General features: G+C 36.2%; 18 protein-coding genes. 10 read left to right on the forward strand and 8 right to left on the reverse strand.

The genetic code is table 11. The features are described from left to right. Positions 1-313, forward strand: a 313-nt coding sequence (locus tag FG383_RS17740) for a hypothetical protein (RefSeq protein ID WP_221887538.1), incomplete at its 5' end; no start/stop codon positions are given. A gap of 54 nt (positions 314-367) precedes the next feature. On the opposite strand, the gene FG383_RS17745 is transcribed toward FG383_RS17740, so the two are convergent. Next, the gene (locus FG383_RS17745; protein ID WP_142608738.1) at positions 368-556 is read right to left on the reverse strand and encodes an SE1561 family protein; all 189 of its coding nucleotides are present in this window, start codon (positions 554-556) and stop codon (positions 368-370) included. 492 nt (positions 557-1,048) lie between these two features. On the opposite strand from FG383_RS17745, the gene FG383_RS17750 reads away from it, so the two are divergent. Beyond that, positions 1,049-2,245, forward strand: a complete 1,197-nt coding sequence (locus FG383_RS17750; RefSeq protein ID WP_142608739.1) for an MFS transporter — start codon at positions 1,049-1,051, stop codon at positions 2,243-2,245. Positions 2,246-2,401: 156 nt separating this feature from the next. Next, complete coding sequence (locus FG383_RS17755) at positions 2,402-2,848, forward strand: hypothetical protein (RefSeq protein WP_142608740.1); 447 nt, start codon at positions 2,402-2,404, stop codon at positions 2,846-2,848. 323 nt (positions 2,849-3,171) lie between these two features. Here the strand turns inward: FG383_RS17755 and FG383_RS17760 are convergent, their stop codons facing one another. The 6 genes from FG383_RS17760 to FG383_RS17785 form a co-directional block, all read right to left on the reverse strand. Continuing rightward, positions 3,172-3,594, reverse strand: a complete 423-nt coding sequence (locus FG383_RS17760; RefSeq protein ID WP_142608741.1) for an SRPBCC family protein — start codon at positions 3,592-3,594, stop codon at positions 3,172-3,174. Positions 3,595-3,696: 102 nt separating this feature from the next. Next, the gene (locus FG383_RS17765; RefSeq protein ID WP_142608742.1) at positions 3,697-3,963 is read right to left on the reverse strand and encodes a hypothetical protein; all 267 of its coding nucleotides are present in this window, start codon (positions 3,961-3,963) and stop codon (positions 3,697-3,699) included. 148 nt (positions 3,964-4,111) lie between these two features. Then, on the reverse strand, positions 4,112-4,441 hold the full coding sequence (locus FG383_RS17770) for a DUF3889 domain-containing protein (RefSeq protein ID WP_246097051.1): 330 nt from the start codon (positions 4,439-4,441) through the stop codon (positions 4,112-4,114). A gap of 79 nt (positions 4,442-4,520) precedes the next feature. Continuing rightward, positions 4,521-5,897: a 23S rRNA (uracil(1939)-C(5))-methyltransferase RlmD gene (gene rlmD / locus FG383_RS17775; RefSeq protein ID WP_142608744.1), complete on the reverse strand. Its 1,377-nt coding sequence runs from the start codon at positions 5,895-5,897 to the stop codon at positions 4,521-4,523. A gap of 42 nt (positions 5,898-5,939) precedes the next feature. Next, positions 5,940-6,749, reverse strand: a complete 810-nt coding sequence (locus FG383_RS17780; protein WP_142608745.1) for a polysaccharide deacetylase family protein — start codon at positions 6,747-6,749, stop codon at positions 5,940-5,942. 51 nt (positions 6,750-6,800) lie between these two features. Beyond that, on the reverse strand, positions 6,801-7,697 hold the full coding sequence (locus FG383_RS17785; protein WP_142608746.1) for a TIGR01777 family oxidoreductase: 897 nt from the start codon (positions 7,695-7,697) through the stop codon (positions 6,801-6,803). Between the two features lie 103 nt (positions 7,698-7,800). Here FG383_RS17785 and recX point away from each other — a divergent pair, with 103 nt between their 5' ends. Genes recX through FG383_RS17800 form a run of 3 tightly spaced genes read left to right on the forward strand, consistent with a single transcriptional unit; the run spans position 7,801 to position 9,203 of the window. Further along, positions 7,801-8,613, forward strand: a complete 813-nt coding sequence (recX, locus tag FG383_RS17790; protein ID WP_142608747.1) for a recombination regulator RecX — start codon at positions 7,801-7,803, stop codon at positions 8,611-8,613. Continuing rightward, positions 8,606-8,935, forward strand: a complete 330-nt coding sequence (locus tag FG383_RS17795; RefSeq protein WP_142608748.1) for a YfhH family protein — start codon at positions 8,606-8,608, stop codon at positions 8,933-8,935. Before recX ends, FG383_RS17795 begins: the two co-directional genes overlap by 8 nt. Before the next feature lies 1 nt (position 8,936). Further along, complete coding sequence (locus tag FG383_RS17800) at positions 8,937-9,203, forward strand: YfhJ family protein (RefSeq protein WP_142608749.1); 267 nt, start codon at positions 8,937-8,939, stop codon at positions 9,201-9,203. A gap of 39 nt (positions 9,204-9,242) precedes the next feature. Here FG383_RS17800 and FG383_RS17805 read toward each other — a convergent pair whose 3' ends face one another. Then, positions 9,243-10,223, reverse strand: coding sequence for a metal-dependent hydrolase (locus tag FG383_RS17805; RefSeq protein ID WP_142608750.1), 981 nt, complete (start codon positions 10,221-10,223; stop codon positions 9,243-9,245). Between the two features lie 125 nt (positions 10,224-10,348). Between FG383_RS17805 and mutY the strand changes: the two genes are divergently transcribed. The 4 genes from mutY (at position 10,349) to FG383_RS17825 (ending at position 14,776) form a co-directional block, all read left to right on the forward strand. Next, positions 10,349-11,413 (forward strand): A/G-specific adenine glycosylase, encoded by a 1,065-nt coding sequence (gene mutY / locus FG383_RS17810; protein ID WP_142608751.1) that lies wholly within the window; start codon positions 10,349-10,351, stop codon positions 11,411-11,413. A 59-nt stretch (positions 11,414-11,472) separates the two neighbouring features. Beyond that, positions 11,473-11,631: a gamma-type small acid-soluble spore protein gene (locus FG383_RS17815; protein ID WP_142608752.1), complete on the forward strand. Its 159-nt coding sequence runs from the start codon at positions 11,473-11,475 to the stop codon at positions 11,629-11,631. 797 nt (positions 11,632-12,428) lie between these two features. Then, positions 12,429-12,968: a nucleoside tri-diphosphate phosphatase gene (ntdP, locus tag FG383_RS17820; protein ID WP_142608753.1), complete on the forward strand. Its 540-nt coding sequence runs from the start codon at positions 12,429-12,431 to the stop codon at positions 12,966-12,968. Between the two features lie 59 nt (positions 12,969-13,027). After that, positions 13,028-14,776: an ABC transporter ATP-binding protein gene (locus FG383_RS17825; protein WP_142608754.1), complete on the forward strand. Its 1,749-nt coding sequence runs from the start codon at positions 13,028-13,030 to the stop codon at positions 14,774-14,776. Positions 14,777-15,608: the final 832 nt, after the last annotated feature.

A 15,608-nucleotide genomic window follows, 5' to 3' on the forward strand; every position in this document is an offset into this window, starting at 1 on the left:
GGATTTTCGCTGCTGGGAGGCGACTCCAGTGGAGGCCAACAGGATGTTGGTCACGAAGGCGTTGCCACACGATGTGGCGTTTTTAGCCTTTGTTCCTCTGTGTGAGCAAAATGAGACTTCTCAGGCGGACGCGCGCAGGCGCGGCGGTGAAGGCTCATCGCTCCCCCCACGGAAAGCGTCCGCCCTGCAGCGGAAATCCCAGCGGACACTCATTCAACGCACTACCGCGAATTATCCCTATATCACGTACAAAATAAAAAATGCCATAGCTTATTTTGCTAAAAAAAGTTATTCACATGTCGAAATTTTATAGTTTCTTAAGCAACAAAAAAAGCTTGGAAAAGGTGCTTTCCAAACTTCTTTAAGATTACTCAAATTGTGTATTTTTAAACTGCTCCATTTTTAACTCTAAATCATCCATCATTTGAATAAGACGATCGATATCTTCAAGGTCGGTAGTTTCAGGTTCGATAGTATCCAATACTTCTAAAAACATTTGCAGTCGATCTTTTAAATAAGATACTTGTTGTTCTGGATTTGAAATTTGTTTGCCCACAGAATAACACCTCACTTTATATGATAAGGATAAAACAAATCGGAAAGAAAAGATAGTTCGAAGGGTATATTTTTATAATTTATTTATTTAGAATATTTACATTTATCCGTCTATGTGATAAAGTAATATCAACGCATACATAGAAGGGAGGGCGTAGTGAATAGTCGAAACCATTCATTCATTAGAAGGAGGGGATTTAGACATTTCACCGGCAACGCCGCAAATGCAATTATGAAGACTCAAAAGAATATTAGCTATACGTAAAGGCTCAGTCAGATCTAATGTAGATACCGACTGAGCCTTTTGTTGTTGTTTTAAATGTCTTCCAACGGATTTGGATAAATGTGCGTAATAGTTGGAAGAATAAACATCATAATTGGACGAATACATACGATTAACGGTCACAAGGAATGAATTTTATGTAGGAAGTATATCTTTTGTCTGATACACTACTGATTAGAACAATTTTGAATAGATTAAAGAGGTAGTTACATGCAGCAGTTTACAGAAGTTGAACGAAATCGGTTTAGAATTTTGGTCATTATCGTATCTATATCTGGATTTTCACAAGGGATGCTTTTACCACTGATCTCGGTTATTTTTGAACAAGATGGGGTAAGTGCGACGTTAAATGGATTAAGTGCTACTGGTTTATACATTGGAACATTATTAATTTCTCCATTTATGGAACCACCGCTCCGGAAGTTTGGGTATAAGCCTATAATTATTGTTGGGGGACTTATCGTTATTGTTTCTCTCATGCTTTTTCCACTTTGGAAGAGTGTTGCATTTTGGTTTGTTTTACGGTTATTAATAGGAATTGGTGATCATGCCCTTCATTTCTCTACACAAACTTGGATCACGAGCTTTTCGCCTCAGCATCGATTAGGACGAAATATTGCTATTTATGGTCTTTCTTTTGGGGTAGGATTCGCTGTTGGTCCTTTGTTGGTTCAACTTGTAGAAATTTTCGAAGGACTACCGTTTATTATTTCAAGCATTCTTTGTCTATGTGCATGGATACTTGTTTTCTTCGTAAAAAATGAAAAACCTGAGATAGTTAAAGGTTCTTCTGCTCACGGAGAAGGGACATGGAAACGTTTTGGAGCAGCGTTTGCAGTTGCCTGGGTTGCATTTATACCGCCATTTAGCTATGGTTTTTTAGAATCATCGTTAAATGCTATTTACCCGGTATATGCACTTCGGAATGCGATAGAAGTAACTAGCTTATCATACATATTGGCAGCCTTTTCAATAGGAGGCGTTGTCTCACAATTACCTCTTGGTGTATTAAGCGACAAAATAGGGAGACGAAAAGTGCTGATCCTTATGATAGGTCTAGGTGCAATTACTTTCGGAATAGCGAGCTTTTTCGAAACTTCCTCTTTAACGATAGGTATACTATTTTTCATTGCAGGTATGTTTGTTGGATCCACATTTTCACTCGGAATTTCTTATATGGCAGATTTGACGCCAAAGGCACTTCTTCCAACAGGAAATTTGATGTGTGGAATTGCGTTTAGTATTGGAAGTCTTTCTGGTCCATTTTTGGGTGGTCTTTTTATCCAATTATTTGAGGGGGTTAGCTTTTTAGTATTAGTTGCGTTTCTACTAGGAATGTTAACGTGTATCATCTTTTTTGCTAATCCGCAAAAGAATCGAAAGCTTGATGAACCTACATTGTATTAAAATGAATAAAGCACTACAGATTCAGATCTCTTAAAAGGAGATGTCGATTTGTAGTGTTTTTTTAGTGTTCTGAATAATGAATTAAATAAGGATGCAAATATTTCAAAAGATGTATATGATAACCTTAAGGAAATTATAGGAAAAGGAGGATGTATAGTGCGTAAAAATTGGTCTCCGTATGTTTGGAAATTATTATGGACTGTTGGATTAATTGCTTTATTGATTATTAGTTACAAACTCGAGCTAAAGGCGAAAAACCAGATGGCAACTACGTTTAATATGCTACCTGTTATTTGGTTCCAATTGATTGCAGGTTTTGTATTAGGTATCTATCTTTCTTTACTTTTTATCAAAGAATGGTTAGTTAAATGGAACTGGCCCCTAATTATTTGTGTGACTATACCGTTATTAATCATTTCTATTTATAGCCCGATTGCTATTACAATTGTACAAAACATGGTGCAAGACCCTAATAATTACTCAGTTCCTCTACCACACTGGCTGCTGAGAATAAATACTTATGGAATTCCGGCAATAGTAGCGGGATTAACCTTAATGGTAGGATTATTTAGTAAAACAACACGACCAACTAACAATGATTGAAGAGAACGTTGAATGCCAGATTCAATTACGATTTAGAAATTAATAAGAATCTGGTATCCAACGCTGTCCTTGTGTTACGGTTTTTAAAACGAACTTAATACTTTCTTCTTCATGCCCATGGAAAATCTTTAGCTCCTTGGAAAGTTACTGCTTTCAAAAAATCTCCTCCTCCAAATACTTTCTACTTAGTGTTTACCCATTTTGGTAAAAAAAACTTAAAGCACTATTAAATTGATGGAATTTATTTTGGAGGTAAAGATCAATGTACAAATAAAAACAAAAGGCAATCAAGACGTTGAAAGTCTTGATTGCCCTTGTGTTTATTATTGTTCAGCATACTTTTTAAAATTATCTAAAATCGCTTGCCAACCTTGTTGTTGCATTTCTATTGGATTTTCAGTTTCCGGATCAAATACTTGGTTAATCTTCGTGTTATTCTCTTGGCTGATAAAAGAAATTTCGACTTGTCTTCCGTCACCTAATGTATAAGAGATGAAGTCATGTAGTTTTACTTCATCATACACACCAGCAAAATCAAACCCAAAGCTTCCATCTTTAGCTTCCATTCTAGAAGAAAATTTTCCACCGACTCTTAAGTCATTTTCAGCAGATGGTGTATGCCAATCATCAGAAGGGGTATTCCATTTTGTTAAATGATCCGGTTCAGACCAATATTCCCAAACTTTTTCGACAGGAGCATGAATGGTTGTTTCAATTGTAACTTTTGCATTGTTTTCGTTTGTCATTGTTTAGCCACCATTCTTTATAAAATTTGAAAGATACTTTGTGACAATGGTAACACAGTATCTCTCTATTTATAAAGCGAAAACAATAAAGTTAACTAAAATTTAGAAATTTTTAAAACCTCTTGGCTTATCATTATTCATATGTTTTTTTAGTTTTTTTACTTCATTAGTTAAATCGTCAATCTGTTTCTGGAAATTATTATTGTCCGTTGCATCTTTTCGCTCTTCCTCTAAAGCGAGCACTGCGGAAATAGTAGATAAAACATCACCAAAAGTAGTGAATAATGCACCAAGCACAGCAAGCTCAGCTGCACCAATAGCTTTATTGGAATCTTGAATATTTTGATTTGTGCTTTCACTATTTGTCATGAACCAGATAACCTCCGATATTACATGAATAATATAACTCCATTTAATCATATGCGTATAAAGAATTGCTTATGTAAAAAGCTGTATAGAAGAGCAAAAAAGGCTAACCAGATTTCTCGGCTAACCTTTTATACAAAATGTAGATGTTTTATCTAGAAGTTTCTTGCATTTCAATATTAACGACTTCTTCAGTGTCGGTAGTAAACTCAATTGTTACAAAAACACCGAATTCGTGGTCACCGTTTTTTAACCAGAGCTTAAACTTTTCAATGGTGGAATCCTTATTAGATTCGCGTCCTTGATGCAAATAATCAATAATACTCGCATTGGGATATTTCGCTTGTGTTTCTTTTATAGCAAGCATTCCCCACTTAGCGTAAGCAGGCGGTTCTTGTATGGTAGAAACAACAGGTGGGGTGTATATTGGAACTGAATTGACAGTAAAATAAATCCCAACTGCAATAAATAATTTTAGCAAAATGAATCTCATCTCCTTTTCTATAGGATGAGTATTTTGCTGAAAATCATTCCAACCAAATCACTACTAAGGTTTACTTTTACTTCTTCAATTCCAACAAAGTAACAGCTTCCACATGTGAAGTTTGCGGGAACATATCGACTGGTTGGATATATTTCACATCATATACTTTAGTTAGTTGTTGTAAATCCTTGGCAAGTGTAGACGGGTTACAAGATGTGTAAACAAAACGTTTTGGTTTAATTTCTAAAATGGTTTTTAGTAATTCGTCATCGAGACCAACTCGTGGCGGATCTACTGTAAGCACATCTGGAACGAAGCCTTCATTCTTCCATTTTCCAAGCCATTGCTTAGCTGTACCGTGTACATATTTTGTATTGCTAAAACCATTTCGTTTCGCATTTCTTTTTGCGTCTTGGATAGATTCTTCTACGATATCCATACCGCGAACTTCTTTTGCATTTTTAGCAAGCCAAAGTCCAATTGTACCAACGCCACAATAAGCATCGACGACTGTTTCGTTACCAGTTAAGGAAGCTGCTTTTTCAATTTCGTTATATAAATGTTCGGTTTGTTCAGGATTCAACTGGAAGAAGGCACGTGCAGACAAATCAAATGCAAGTTCTCCAAGTTTTTCATGAATCGTTTCTTTCCCAAATAGATTAAATGTCGTTTCCCCAAAAACAAGGGATGTTTTTTCTGCATTAATGTTTTGGCTAATGGACACAATATTAGAATCGATTGCTCGTACTAGTTGTACAAGTTCTTCTTTATGAGGCATTTTCTTTTTCGTTGTAACAAGGGTTACTTGAATTTGCCCTGTTTTCATACCTGTACGAACGACAATAGTGCGAACAATTCCTTGTGGATTTTTTTCGTCATAAATTGGGATATTCAGTTGTTGCAAAAATCCTTTAATTTCATTTGTAATATGTGTTGTTACTGGATGTTGCACGATACATTTATTAATATCGATTAGTTTGTTAGAGCTTTCTGCATAAAGTCCTGCAATGACTTTATTGCCAAACTGTCTTACTTGGAACTGACTTTTATTGCGGTAGTTCCATGGATCTTCCATACCGATTGTTTGTTTCACTTCAATTTCTGTAGCTAAATCTTTCACATAACGTTCAAGAGCCTGCATGACTAGATCTCTTTTTTCGATTAGCTGTCTTTCGTACGTCATATGTTGCAGTTGGCAACCGCCGCATGTGTCATAGATGAGACATGGTGGAGTTACTCTGTCTTCTGATGCTTGGCGGATTTTTTTGATCTCAGCTTCTGCGTAATTGTTTTTTGCTTCTGTTACTTGTGCTGTAATTACCTCGCCTGGAAGCGCGCCTTTTACGAAAACAACATTTCGTTTAAAGAATCCGACACCTTCTCCGTTTATACCGAGCCTTTTTATTGTTAGTGGGAACTCTTGTCCTACTTGTATTACTGTTTGTTCTTTCATTGCTTCACGTCCTTTATAATCTTCCTTCTATTATAAGGGAGTTTATCTAGGATTAAAAGAAAGCGGAATATCCTGATTATTCATGTTCAGTTCATCCAGTGTTCCGAAAGTGTATCCCATTTTTCTAGCTTGTTCGATGAACATCGGGAGACCTTCTGCATTGTCTGGTGAAACAGTATGCATCAAAATGATTGCACCTGGATGAATTTGGGACATTAATTGATCATAAGCATATTTGCCGCCTTTTTTCTGGTCTCTATGCCAATCAATAAAAGCAACGGACCAAAAAATATGCTGATAGCCAATTTCGTTTGCAGCTTCTAACACTTTTTCGTTAAAAATTCCTTCTGGTGGACGCGTAACCGTCGTTCTTTCCAGTGAAGTCAGTTCACTTAGCTTCTTGTCGAACTGTATCAGTTCTTGTTGAATTCCTTCTTTAGAAAGCCGTGCTAAGTTAGGATGTCCATAAGAGTGATTTCCTATTTGATGCCCGTCCTTGATCATACGTTCAACTAGTGGTGTGGCACTTTCTAAATAATGCCCCGTTAAAAAGAAAGTGGCTTTAATCTTTTCTTTTTTTAGCGTATCTAAAATACTTTCCGTATAGCCGTTTTCGTACCCATTATCGAAAGTGAAGTAAATGATTTTTTCATCTGGGGAACCTTTATAAATAGCACCATGTTTTTCAAGCATCGCATCTAACTCTGCACCGGCTTCCGCAGGTATTTCCTTTGTCGCTTTTTTTAATCCCCAATGAATTTCTTGCCCTTGTGCGGAAAATGGCTGGTAAACGAATCCCATACTCAAGACAAAAGCTGCAATAACGATTCCAAATAAATGATATTTCCACATATAAAACACAACCTCCTTTACAAGTAGATTGCGCTAGGGGACTTTATTTATTCACGGATAAATATCAGTTAAAGCATTTGGTAAATGAGGAAATTCAAAAGTAAAGCCATTTTTCAATAACACTTCTGGAATAACATGTTGACCTTCGATGACGAGCTGACTTTTTTCACCAAGAGCCATTTTTAAAATGAATGCAGGAACAGGGAAATAATGGGGACGTTTTAAAATTGTTGATAATATTTTTCCGAATTCCTCCATTATTTTTGGTTCGGGAGCTGTTACATTGAAAGGGCCATGTATGTCATGTTCTAGAGCAAAAAGTAGTGCATTTGCAACGTCTTTTACATGAATCCAGGACATCCAATTTTGAGCAGAGCCAATTGGACCGCCGACGAACATTTTATATGGAAGAGCCATAAGAGGCAGTGCACCATCACTTTTCCCAAGTATAATGCCGAACCTACCGTAAGCTACACGAACACCTAAGTTTTTAGCAAGTTTCGCTTTTTGTTCCCAATCATGAACGGTTTTTGCTAAAAAGTCCGTTCCAACTTCAAAAGATTGCTCCGTATAAATTTTATCGTTTGAGGCTGGATATATCCCAATTGCACTAGCGTTTATAAGTACTTTTGGCTTCTGTTGCAAAGTTTTAATAATGCGAAGTACTTCATCTGTTGCTTGCATACGACTGTCATATATCTTCTTTTTTTGTGCTGTAGTCCAGCGACCGTTATTAATAGACTCTCCAGCAAGATTGATAAATGCATCAAACCCATTTAACTCCTTTTCAGGAGCAGCATCTTCCGTTAGCCACTTTATATACGTCACATCATTTGTTTGTTTACTAATAGAACGAGATAAAATAAAAACATCATGCCCTTTTTCGATTAAAAGTTTCGTCACTTCTCTTCCAACAAATCCAGTGCCACCAGTAATTGCAATTTTCATATTCCATCCAACCTCCTTTATCCAATATCTTAGCATGCGAAACGTTTATCACCTATGAATATATACGTTATAATAGTAGGGAGATGAATGGAGAGATTAATAAATGCCGGTTATTACAAAAATAGGACGACAAAAAAACAATAATGAACGGTATAATTTATACTTAGATGAAAAGTATGCCTTTAGTGTGGATGAGGCAGTATTAATAAAATATCAACTTACTAAAGGAAAAGTAATAGAAGAATTCACCATTGATGAAATTGTTTTTGATGATGAAGTAAGAAAGGCTTATAATAAAGCAATTAACTTTTTAAGCTACCGCATGCGGAGTGAGCATGAAGTGAAACAAAAACTACTACAAAGTGAATTTGGAGAAGCTGTCATTTTAGAAGCGGTTCGAAAATTGTACGAGCATGGTTTTTTAAATGATGAAAGCTTTACAAAAGCATTGGTGGCAACACAAAAGAAAAATAGCAAGAAGGGGCCAGCTGCAATCCGACAAGAATTGAAGAAAAAAGGGATTGAAAAGGGGCTTCAGGAAGAAGTGTTAGCTATGTATTCGGAAGAAGAACAGCTTACACTCGCACGTACATTGACCGAAAAAATAATTAACCAAAACGAAGCGAAAACACCAAGGCAGATTAAGCAAAAAGTGCAAGATACTCTGCAAAGAAAAGGATATAACTTTACGATTATTTCCCAAGCAATAGACTCCTTTGAACTTGAAAAAGATGAAGAAGAATGGGAAGAGATCATCTGTAGTCAAGGAGACAAAGTTTGGAGAAAATACGCTTCGAAATATAGTAACTATGATTTAAGAAATCGAGTCAAACAAGCATTGTATCAAAAAGGATTCCCTGCAGAGCATATTGAAATGTATATAGAAAAAAAGGAGTTGGAACAACAAGATGAGTGAAAAAAAATATAGTGATATGACAGTACAAGAACTAAGAACGGAAATTGCAAACTTAAAAGAGAAGGCTCGAAAAGCAGAGCAGTTAGGCATTGTAAATGAGTATGCAGTCTATGAAAGAAAAGCAACGATGGCGCAAAGCTTCTTAATTGATCCAACGTCCATTAAACCAGGCGAAATGTATAAAATTACAAGTGATCCAGGTATATACTTTCATGTAGAGTATTTAAAAGGTAGATTTGCTTGGGGATATCGATTAGGTGGGGATAAGTATGAAGAAGCATTACCTATTTCATTATTAGAGCCATTAAAGGAAGGTAAATAATATGCAAACAAAAATAGATGAGTTAACGTATCAATTGCTCGAAAAAAATGACCAACTATCTGCAGCGAAAGCGCGTGCTTGGATAGAACTTCTTTGGTCTGATTTCGAATCGTCTTACGCCCGTGCTGGCTATGAATATAAAGGGGCGGCCGTAACGGAAATGGTTATTAAAAAATGGATTGAAGGTTACGGTGAACAGTTGCATGAGTTTGCGAGTACGAATGAAAAGTACAAACACTTACTGGAAACAGACGATTTCATACATTGAAAAAACGCTAGGATAAGTAAAATCCTAGCGTTCCGCATTTTAATTTGGCATATAGTCGAGTTTTTTTCTAAGTTTATCTTCACTAAATATCCAACCCGTGTAAGAGTTAACAATTTCGAGTTCTTCATTTAGATGAGCTACTGCAACGAATGGGTAATAGTCATTACTTCTGTAACGAAGATCGATTAATCGCACTTCATATAATTTCTCAAATTTCGTAATTTCCCATCTGAAAATTGGAGAGAATGATGTAAATGCACTTAAGTTTTTATCTTCCAGTGCTGCATTTACTAAATCAGATTCTGGTAATGGTACTTTCTCAAATTTATCATAAATAGAGATGGATCTACCGTAAGCTCGTCCAACATAATGATGCGTTTTGGAAATGGCAGCAACTCGCCATTGGAAAAACTTCATCGTTGGAGCGACAATAATTTCATCGGCATCTGGTATCGTATGCTTTACAGAATTTTTTACTGCGCTTTGTACGGCAAATCGTAAAATGTAATAAACGAAAATAACGGCGTACATAATAAGAAACGTCGGAACTGGATTCGTACCAAACATCCAAAACAACAAACCGACTATGTGGATACCGAAAATAATCGGATCAAATGTATTAATAACACCTAGCGCAACCCATTTTCTAGAAAATGGCCGCAAAGCTTGTGTCCCATAAGAATTAAAAATATCAACAAACACATGCAAAAATACAGCCAAAAATGTCCATAACCATAAATGCAACAAGTTTGCTTCCGGTATGATGAGCCATAGCACCCCAGAAATTAGCAACGGCCAGAGTAGGACAGCCGGAATAGAATGCGTAATGCCGCGATGGTGTCGAATATAAACAGCATTATTTCGCAATTTTAAAACGGTATCAATATCAGGTGCCTGAGAACCAATAATTGTACCTGCGATAACCGCAGTTGTTGTAAGGGAACTACTTGCAACGACCGGATCCGCAAGCGCTAATCCACCAAGTGCAATACCCATAACAATATGTGTACCTGTATCCATACTTCACCAGCTCCTTTTTGGATACCAAGTTACTTACATCATAAAATAAAATCGGAAAATAACAAAGTACTTAACGTTTATATACCCCATTTTTCATAACAATAATCGTAAGAAAGGACTTAACATTGAACGAATTATATAAAACACAAGTTAGAAACGATTTAGTATCCTGGTTTTTAGAAGAAAAACGTGATTTACCGTGGAGGAAGACAAAAGATCCATATAAAATTTGGGTGTCAGAAGTGATGCTCCAACAAACAAAAGTAGATACCGTTATACCTTATTATGAAAGATTTATCTCAAAATATCCTTCTTTAGAGTCACTTGCACATGCAAAAGAAGAAGAATTACTAAAAGAATGGGAAGGTTTAGGTTATTATTCCCGTGCACGCAATTTACAAGCTGGTGTTAAAGAAGTGGTCGAATCATATGGGAGTGTCGTTCCAAGCACTCGAAAAGAAATTTCCACGTTAAAAGGAGTAGGACCTTATACCGCAGGAGCTGTTCTTAGTATAGCGTATGGAGTTCCAGAGCATGCTGTAGATGGCAATGTCATGCGAGTTCTTTCTCGTCTTTTATTGATAAAAGAAGATATTGCGAAACCAAAAACGAAAAAAATATTTGAAGAAGCAGTAATGGAGTTAATCGATGAGGATAATCCTTCTGCGTTCAATCAAGGGCTAATGGAACTGGGAGCAGTCATATGCACACCGACAAAACCAAAGTGTCTACTTTGTCCAGTTAGAGAAAATTGCACGGCATTTTTTGAAGGAATGCAAGAGCAGTTACCGATTAAAACCATTAATAAAAAAACAAAAGTGCATAAAATGAAAGCAGTTGTTGTAGAGGATGATCATGGCCGAATTTTATTAGAAAAGCGACCATCGAAAGGATTGCTCGCTAATATGTGGCAATTTCCAATGATAGAGCTACCTACTGCAACACATACTACAGAAGAAGTAATCGAACATGATTATGGGATAGAAATTTTAAAAGGTGAAGAATTAATAGCGTTCAAACACATCTTTTCTCATTTGGTATGGGAAATGGAAAGCTTTGAAGGGAAGTTACTTGCTGAAAAGGAACTTCCAACTTCGTGTAAATGGTTTTCAAAAGAAGAAATAGAAATCCTCCCAATGCCTGTACCCGTGTTAAAAATATGGAATACGTGGAAATCGATAAAAAAATAAAAAAGAATGAATACATTCTCATTAACTGTACATGATATAGATGTACGGGGGTGAAATCCATGAAAAAGAATAACAGAAAACAGCAGAACCAAAATCAAAACCAAGAGTTTGCTTCTGAAACTGATATTCAACAAGTGAAAGAACAAAATCGTCAAGCAGAGTTGAAAAAACAACAAGCTAGCGGTAAGTACGGCGGTTCTTCCAACCAAACAAAATAATTAAATGGATTCACCAAAAATCAGCGGAGGCATTTTGCCTCCGTTGATTTTTTTTACTGCAAAATAGTTGGTATGTGAAACACTTTCACTCTATAACATAAGGTATGGCACTATTTAGGGATACTGTGTCGTAGTGCGTTCACTAGTGACCGCTATGATTTTCGCTTTAGTAGGACGCTTTCCGCCGGGTAAGTGATGAGCTATCCCCACCTGCAACGAAAATCAACAGAAATGGCTTACATATCAGTTTCGGCTCGTAAAAAACAAAATTTTTACATTTTTTTCGAATGTTTAAATCCAGTAAATGGTTTAGAGCAACTAATTGTTCAATGAAAGCAACCAAATCTTAAAATAACAAGTTTACTTGGAGTGAGACGACGGTGAATACGAGGTGTCATACCAATAAATGGTTGTATGAAACGAACTTTATCCTAAGTAAATGCTCTACTTATTTGGAGAAAGCATTTTCTAATTGGCTTTAATATATATTGCGTAGTGAATCTGATCAATTTAAAGCTCTAATAACAGTAGATGTAAAATTGATAATAAATTCCTATTAATTGGAGCGGTAAGCGTCCGCCTTGCAGCGAAAATCCCAGCGAACACTTTATTCAACTCACTACGACGCATTATCTGTATACTGCAAAAACTACTCTTTATGGGAAGTTTCAGAAGACAACATACACTTAAAGACCCCTTATGATTTTTTTACTATAGTTTTTTGAAACGGATTGTTATAATGATTAAATAAGTATACAAACATGATTTTTTACGCTTGTCGAAAAGGTGGCTAAATGATGGCGATTCCAACAGAAGGAGAAATGATACAAATACACAGCTACAAGCATAATGGTAGTATCCACCGTGTCTGGCAGGAAACAATGGTTTTAAAAGGCACTAAAAATATTGTCATAGGGGCAAATGAACGGACGCTTGTTATTGAGGCGGATGGTCGGACTTGGGTTACACGAGAACCTTCTATTTGCTACTTTCATGCCGAACATTGGTTTAACATTATTTGTATGTTACGAGAAGATGGTGTATACTATTATATCAATATGAGTTCGCCTTTTGTATATAGTGATGGGCGGTTAAAGTATATTGATTATGATCTAGATGTAAAGGTTTTTCCTGATATGACCTATACAATTTTAGATGAAGATGAGTACGAACAACATAAAAGAGAAATGAAGTATCCGGAAGAAATGGACGGTATTCTTGATCGAAATATTGAAAAACTCATTTCTTGGATAAAGCAAAGAAGGGGTCCATTTGCACCAGATTTTATCGAGGCATGGACGAGTCGCTATCATTTTTATAAACAGCTAAATGAGTAGACGAAAAACCTGTTGAATACAAGCAACAGGTTTTTCGATTTTTGGAGGGAAGTCATTAAATGGGATCTATGAAACGGTATATGCAATTTGTTAAACCGTATAACTTTCAAATATTTATAACGCTTGTTATTGGGATTATCAAATTCGCGATACCATTATTTATACCAATTCTTATCAAAATTGTTATTGATGATATTATTGGTGCAGAAACACTGACAGCAGACGAAAAAATCCAGCAATTAGTATATTGGCTTGGTGGGACTGCATTAGTTTTTCTAATCGTTCGTCCGCCGATTGAATACTATAGACAGTATTTAGCACAGTTAGTGAGCAATAAAATACTCTACGATATACGAGAGAAGCTTTATATTCATCTTCAAAAACTAGGTTTAAAATACTACTCCAATACGCGTGCTGGAGAAGTTATTTCCAGGGTAATAAATGATGTCGAGCAAACAAAGAACTTTGTCATAATTGGGCTAATGAACGTTTGGTTGGATTTAGCAACTATACTCATTGCAATTGGAATAATGCTTACAATGAATGTGAAGTTAACCCTTGTTACATTGCTTGCGTTCCCGTTTTATGCGTTCAGTGTGAAATTCTTTTTTGGGAGATTGCGCGATTTAACGAGAAAACGCTCGCAAGCTTTAGCTGGTGTTCAAAGTTATTTACATGAACGTGTACAAGGTATGAGTATTATTAAAACATTTACATTAGAAAAGCATGAACAAAAATTATTTAATGAAGCAAACGAGGAATTTTTAGATAAAGCGGTCGATCAAACGATTTGGAATGCGAAGGCGTTTGCTGTTGTCAATACGATAACTGATATTGCGCCATTATTAGTCATTGCATATGCGGGGTATGAAGCGATTAACGGAAGATTATCCGTCGGAACAATGGCTGCATTTGTTGCATATATTGAACGTTTGTATAGTCCACTTCGCCGTCTAGTTAATTCATCGACAACATTAACGCAGTCTTTCGCTTCGATGGATCGTGTTTTTGAGTTGATGGATGAAAAATATGATATCGTCGATAAAAAAGGCGCGTCTACATTAAAGAATGCTACAGGAGAAGTAACGTTTTCGAATGTTTCATTTCAATATGAAAAAGATGGAAATACAATTTTAAACAATGTGGATTTCCGTGTGAAAGCAGGAGAGACGGTTGCATTCGTCGGGATGAGTGGCGGTGGTAAATCGACCATTATAAGCTTAATCCCAAGATTTTATGATGTAACAAGTGGAAGCGTCCGAATTGATGGCCATGATATTCGAGATATTACAGTGGAATCACTAAGAAAACAAATAGGCATCGTGTTACAAGATAATATTTTATTTAGTGATTCGGTGAAATCGAATATATTAATGGGAAACCCGAATGCTACAGATGAAGAAGTAATAGCAGCAGCAAAGGCAGCGAATGCACATGATTTTATTATGGAATTACCGGAAGGATATGACACAAAAGTTGGGGAACGTGGCGTGAAGCTATCCGGTGGTCAAAAGCAACGTGTAGCCATAGCTCGAGTATTTTTGAAAAATCCTACGATCTTAGTTTTAGACGAAGCAACCTCTGCCTTGGATTTGGAGAGTGAATCATTAATCCAAGATTCATTGGAACGTTTAACATCCAATCGTACAACTATTATTGTTGCACATAGACTTTCAACAATTACACATGCGGATAATATTTTTGTTATTGAAGATGGACGAGTAGTCGAAAATGGAAATCATGCAGATTTAATGAGCCATAAAAATGTATATTATAACTTGTTTCAAATACAACAACTGGATAATTAATTTTAAACACTTGTTGATTATCCAAAGTCAACAAGTAAATTACTGATGAAAATTGTGATAAAACACTAGCCACTTGGTATATAGGTGCTGCTGGATTGCTGTGGACTGAACGATCACTACACCATTATCGATATTACTGGATGTGAAGGGATGCGACTTTGTCGCATCCCTTCACATTTTTTTTCGGTAATCGTGTGGTAGTCGTTCGTCTGTCGCTCTCCGTAAGCACTAGTAATAAAAGTGCCAAAAATTTTGGGGATTAAAGAATAGCTCCTTTCCTATTCATATATTAAGCAGCCAAAGATGCAATTTTGGCTGCCCACCCCTTCTCGATAGTATTTCCGCCTTTTCGATTTGAAGGAATTGTCACTTTCCTATATAGAATCACCATAGGACAAGTATTTCTTTGCTAGAATAAGCAAGGAACGCATAGTAAGAAAGCGTAGAGCTCCCGAAATTGCATCTTCGGGAGCTTCCTCTATGCATTGGAAAGCATCTTTTCTCTTATTATCCAAAAAGGTTTTAACTCTATTCTTACAGTTGTAGGAGGGTGAAGGACAGACAAATTTCATAAGATTATCGAAAAAAGAGAGGCTGGTCGTGACGTAAGTCATGACCAGCCTCTTTCCAAAATCACTCGGTAATGATATAGCATCGAGGCTGTCCAAAGCCCCCCGGAAACGATAAAAATAGGTTTTGACCTTAAGGAGCGCTTGTGTTTTTCTTATTGAATAAAAGTGAATGAGTATTCATTTGATTGAATGAAAATACTAGTATATATGGAAATTACATATTAAGTGAAGAAATAACAGTTTTAATAAAAGGGTTGCAT

Source organism: Psychrobacillus soli, from assembly GCF_006861775.1.
Taxonomy (GTDB): domain Bacteria; phylum Bacillota; class Bacilli; order Bacillales_A; family Planococcaceae; genus Psychrobacillus; species Psychrobacillus soli.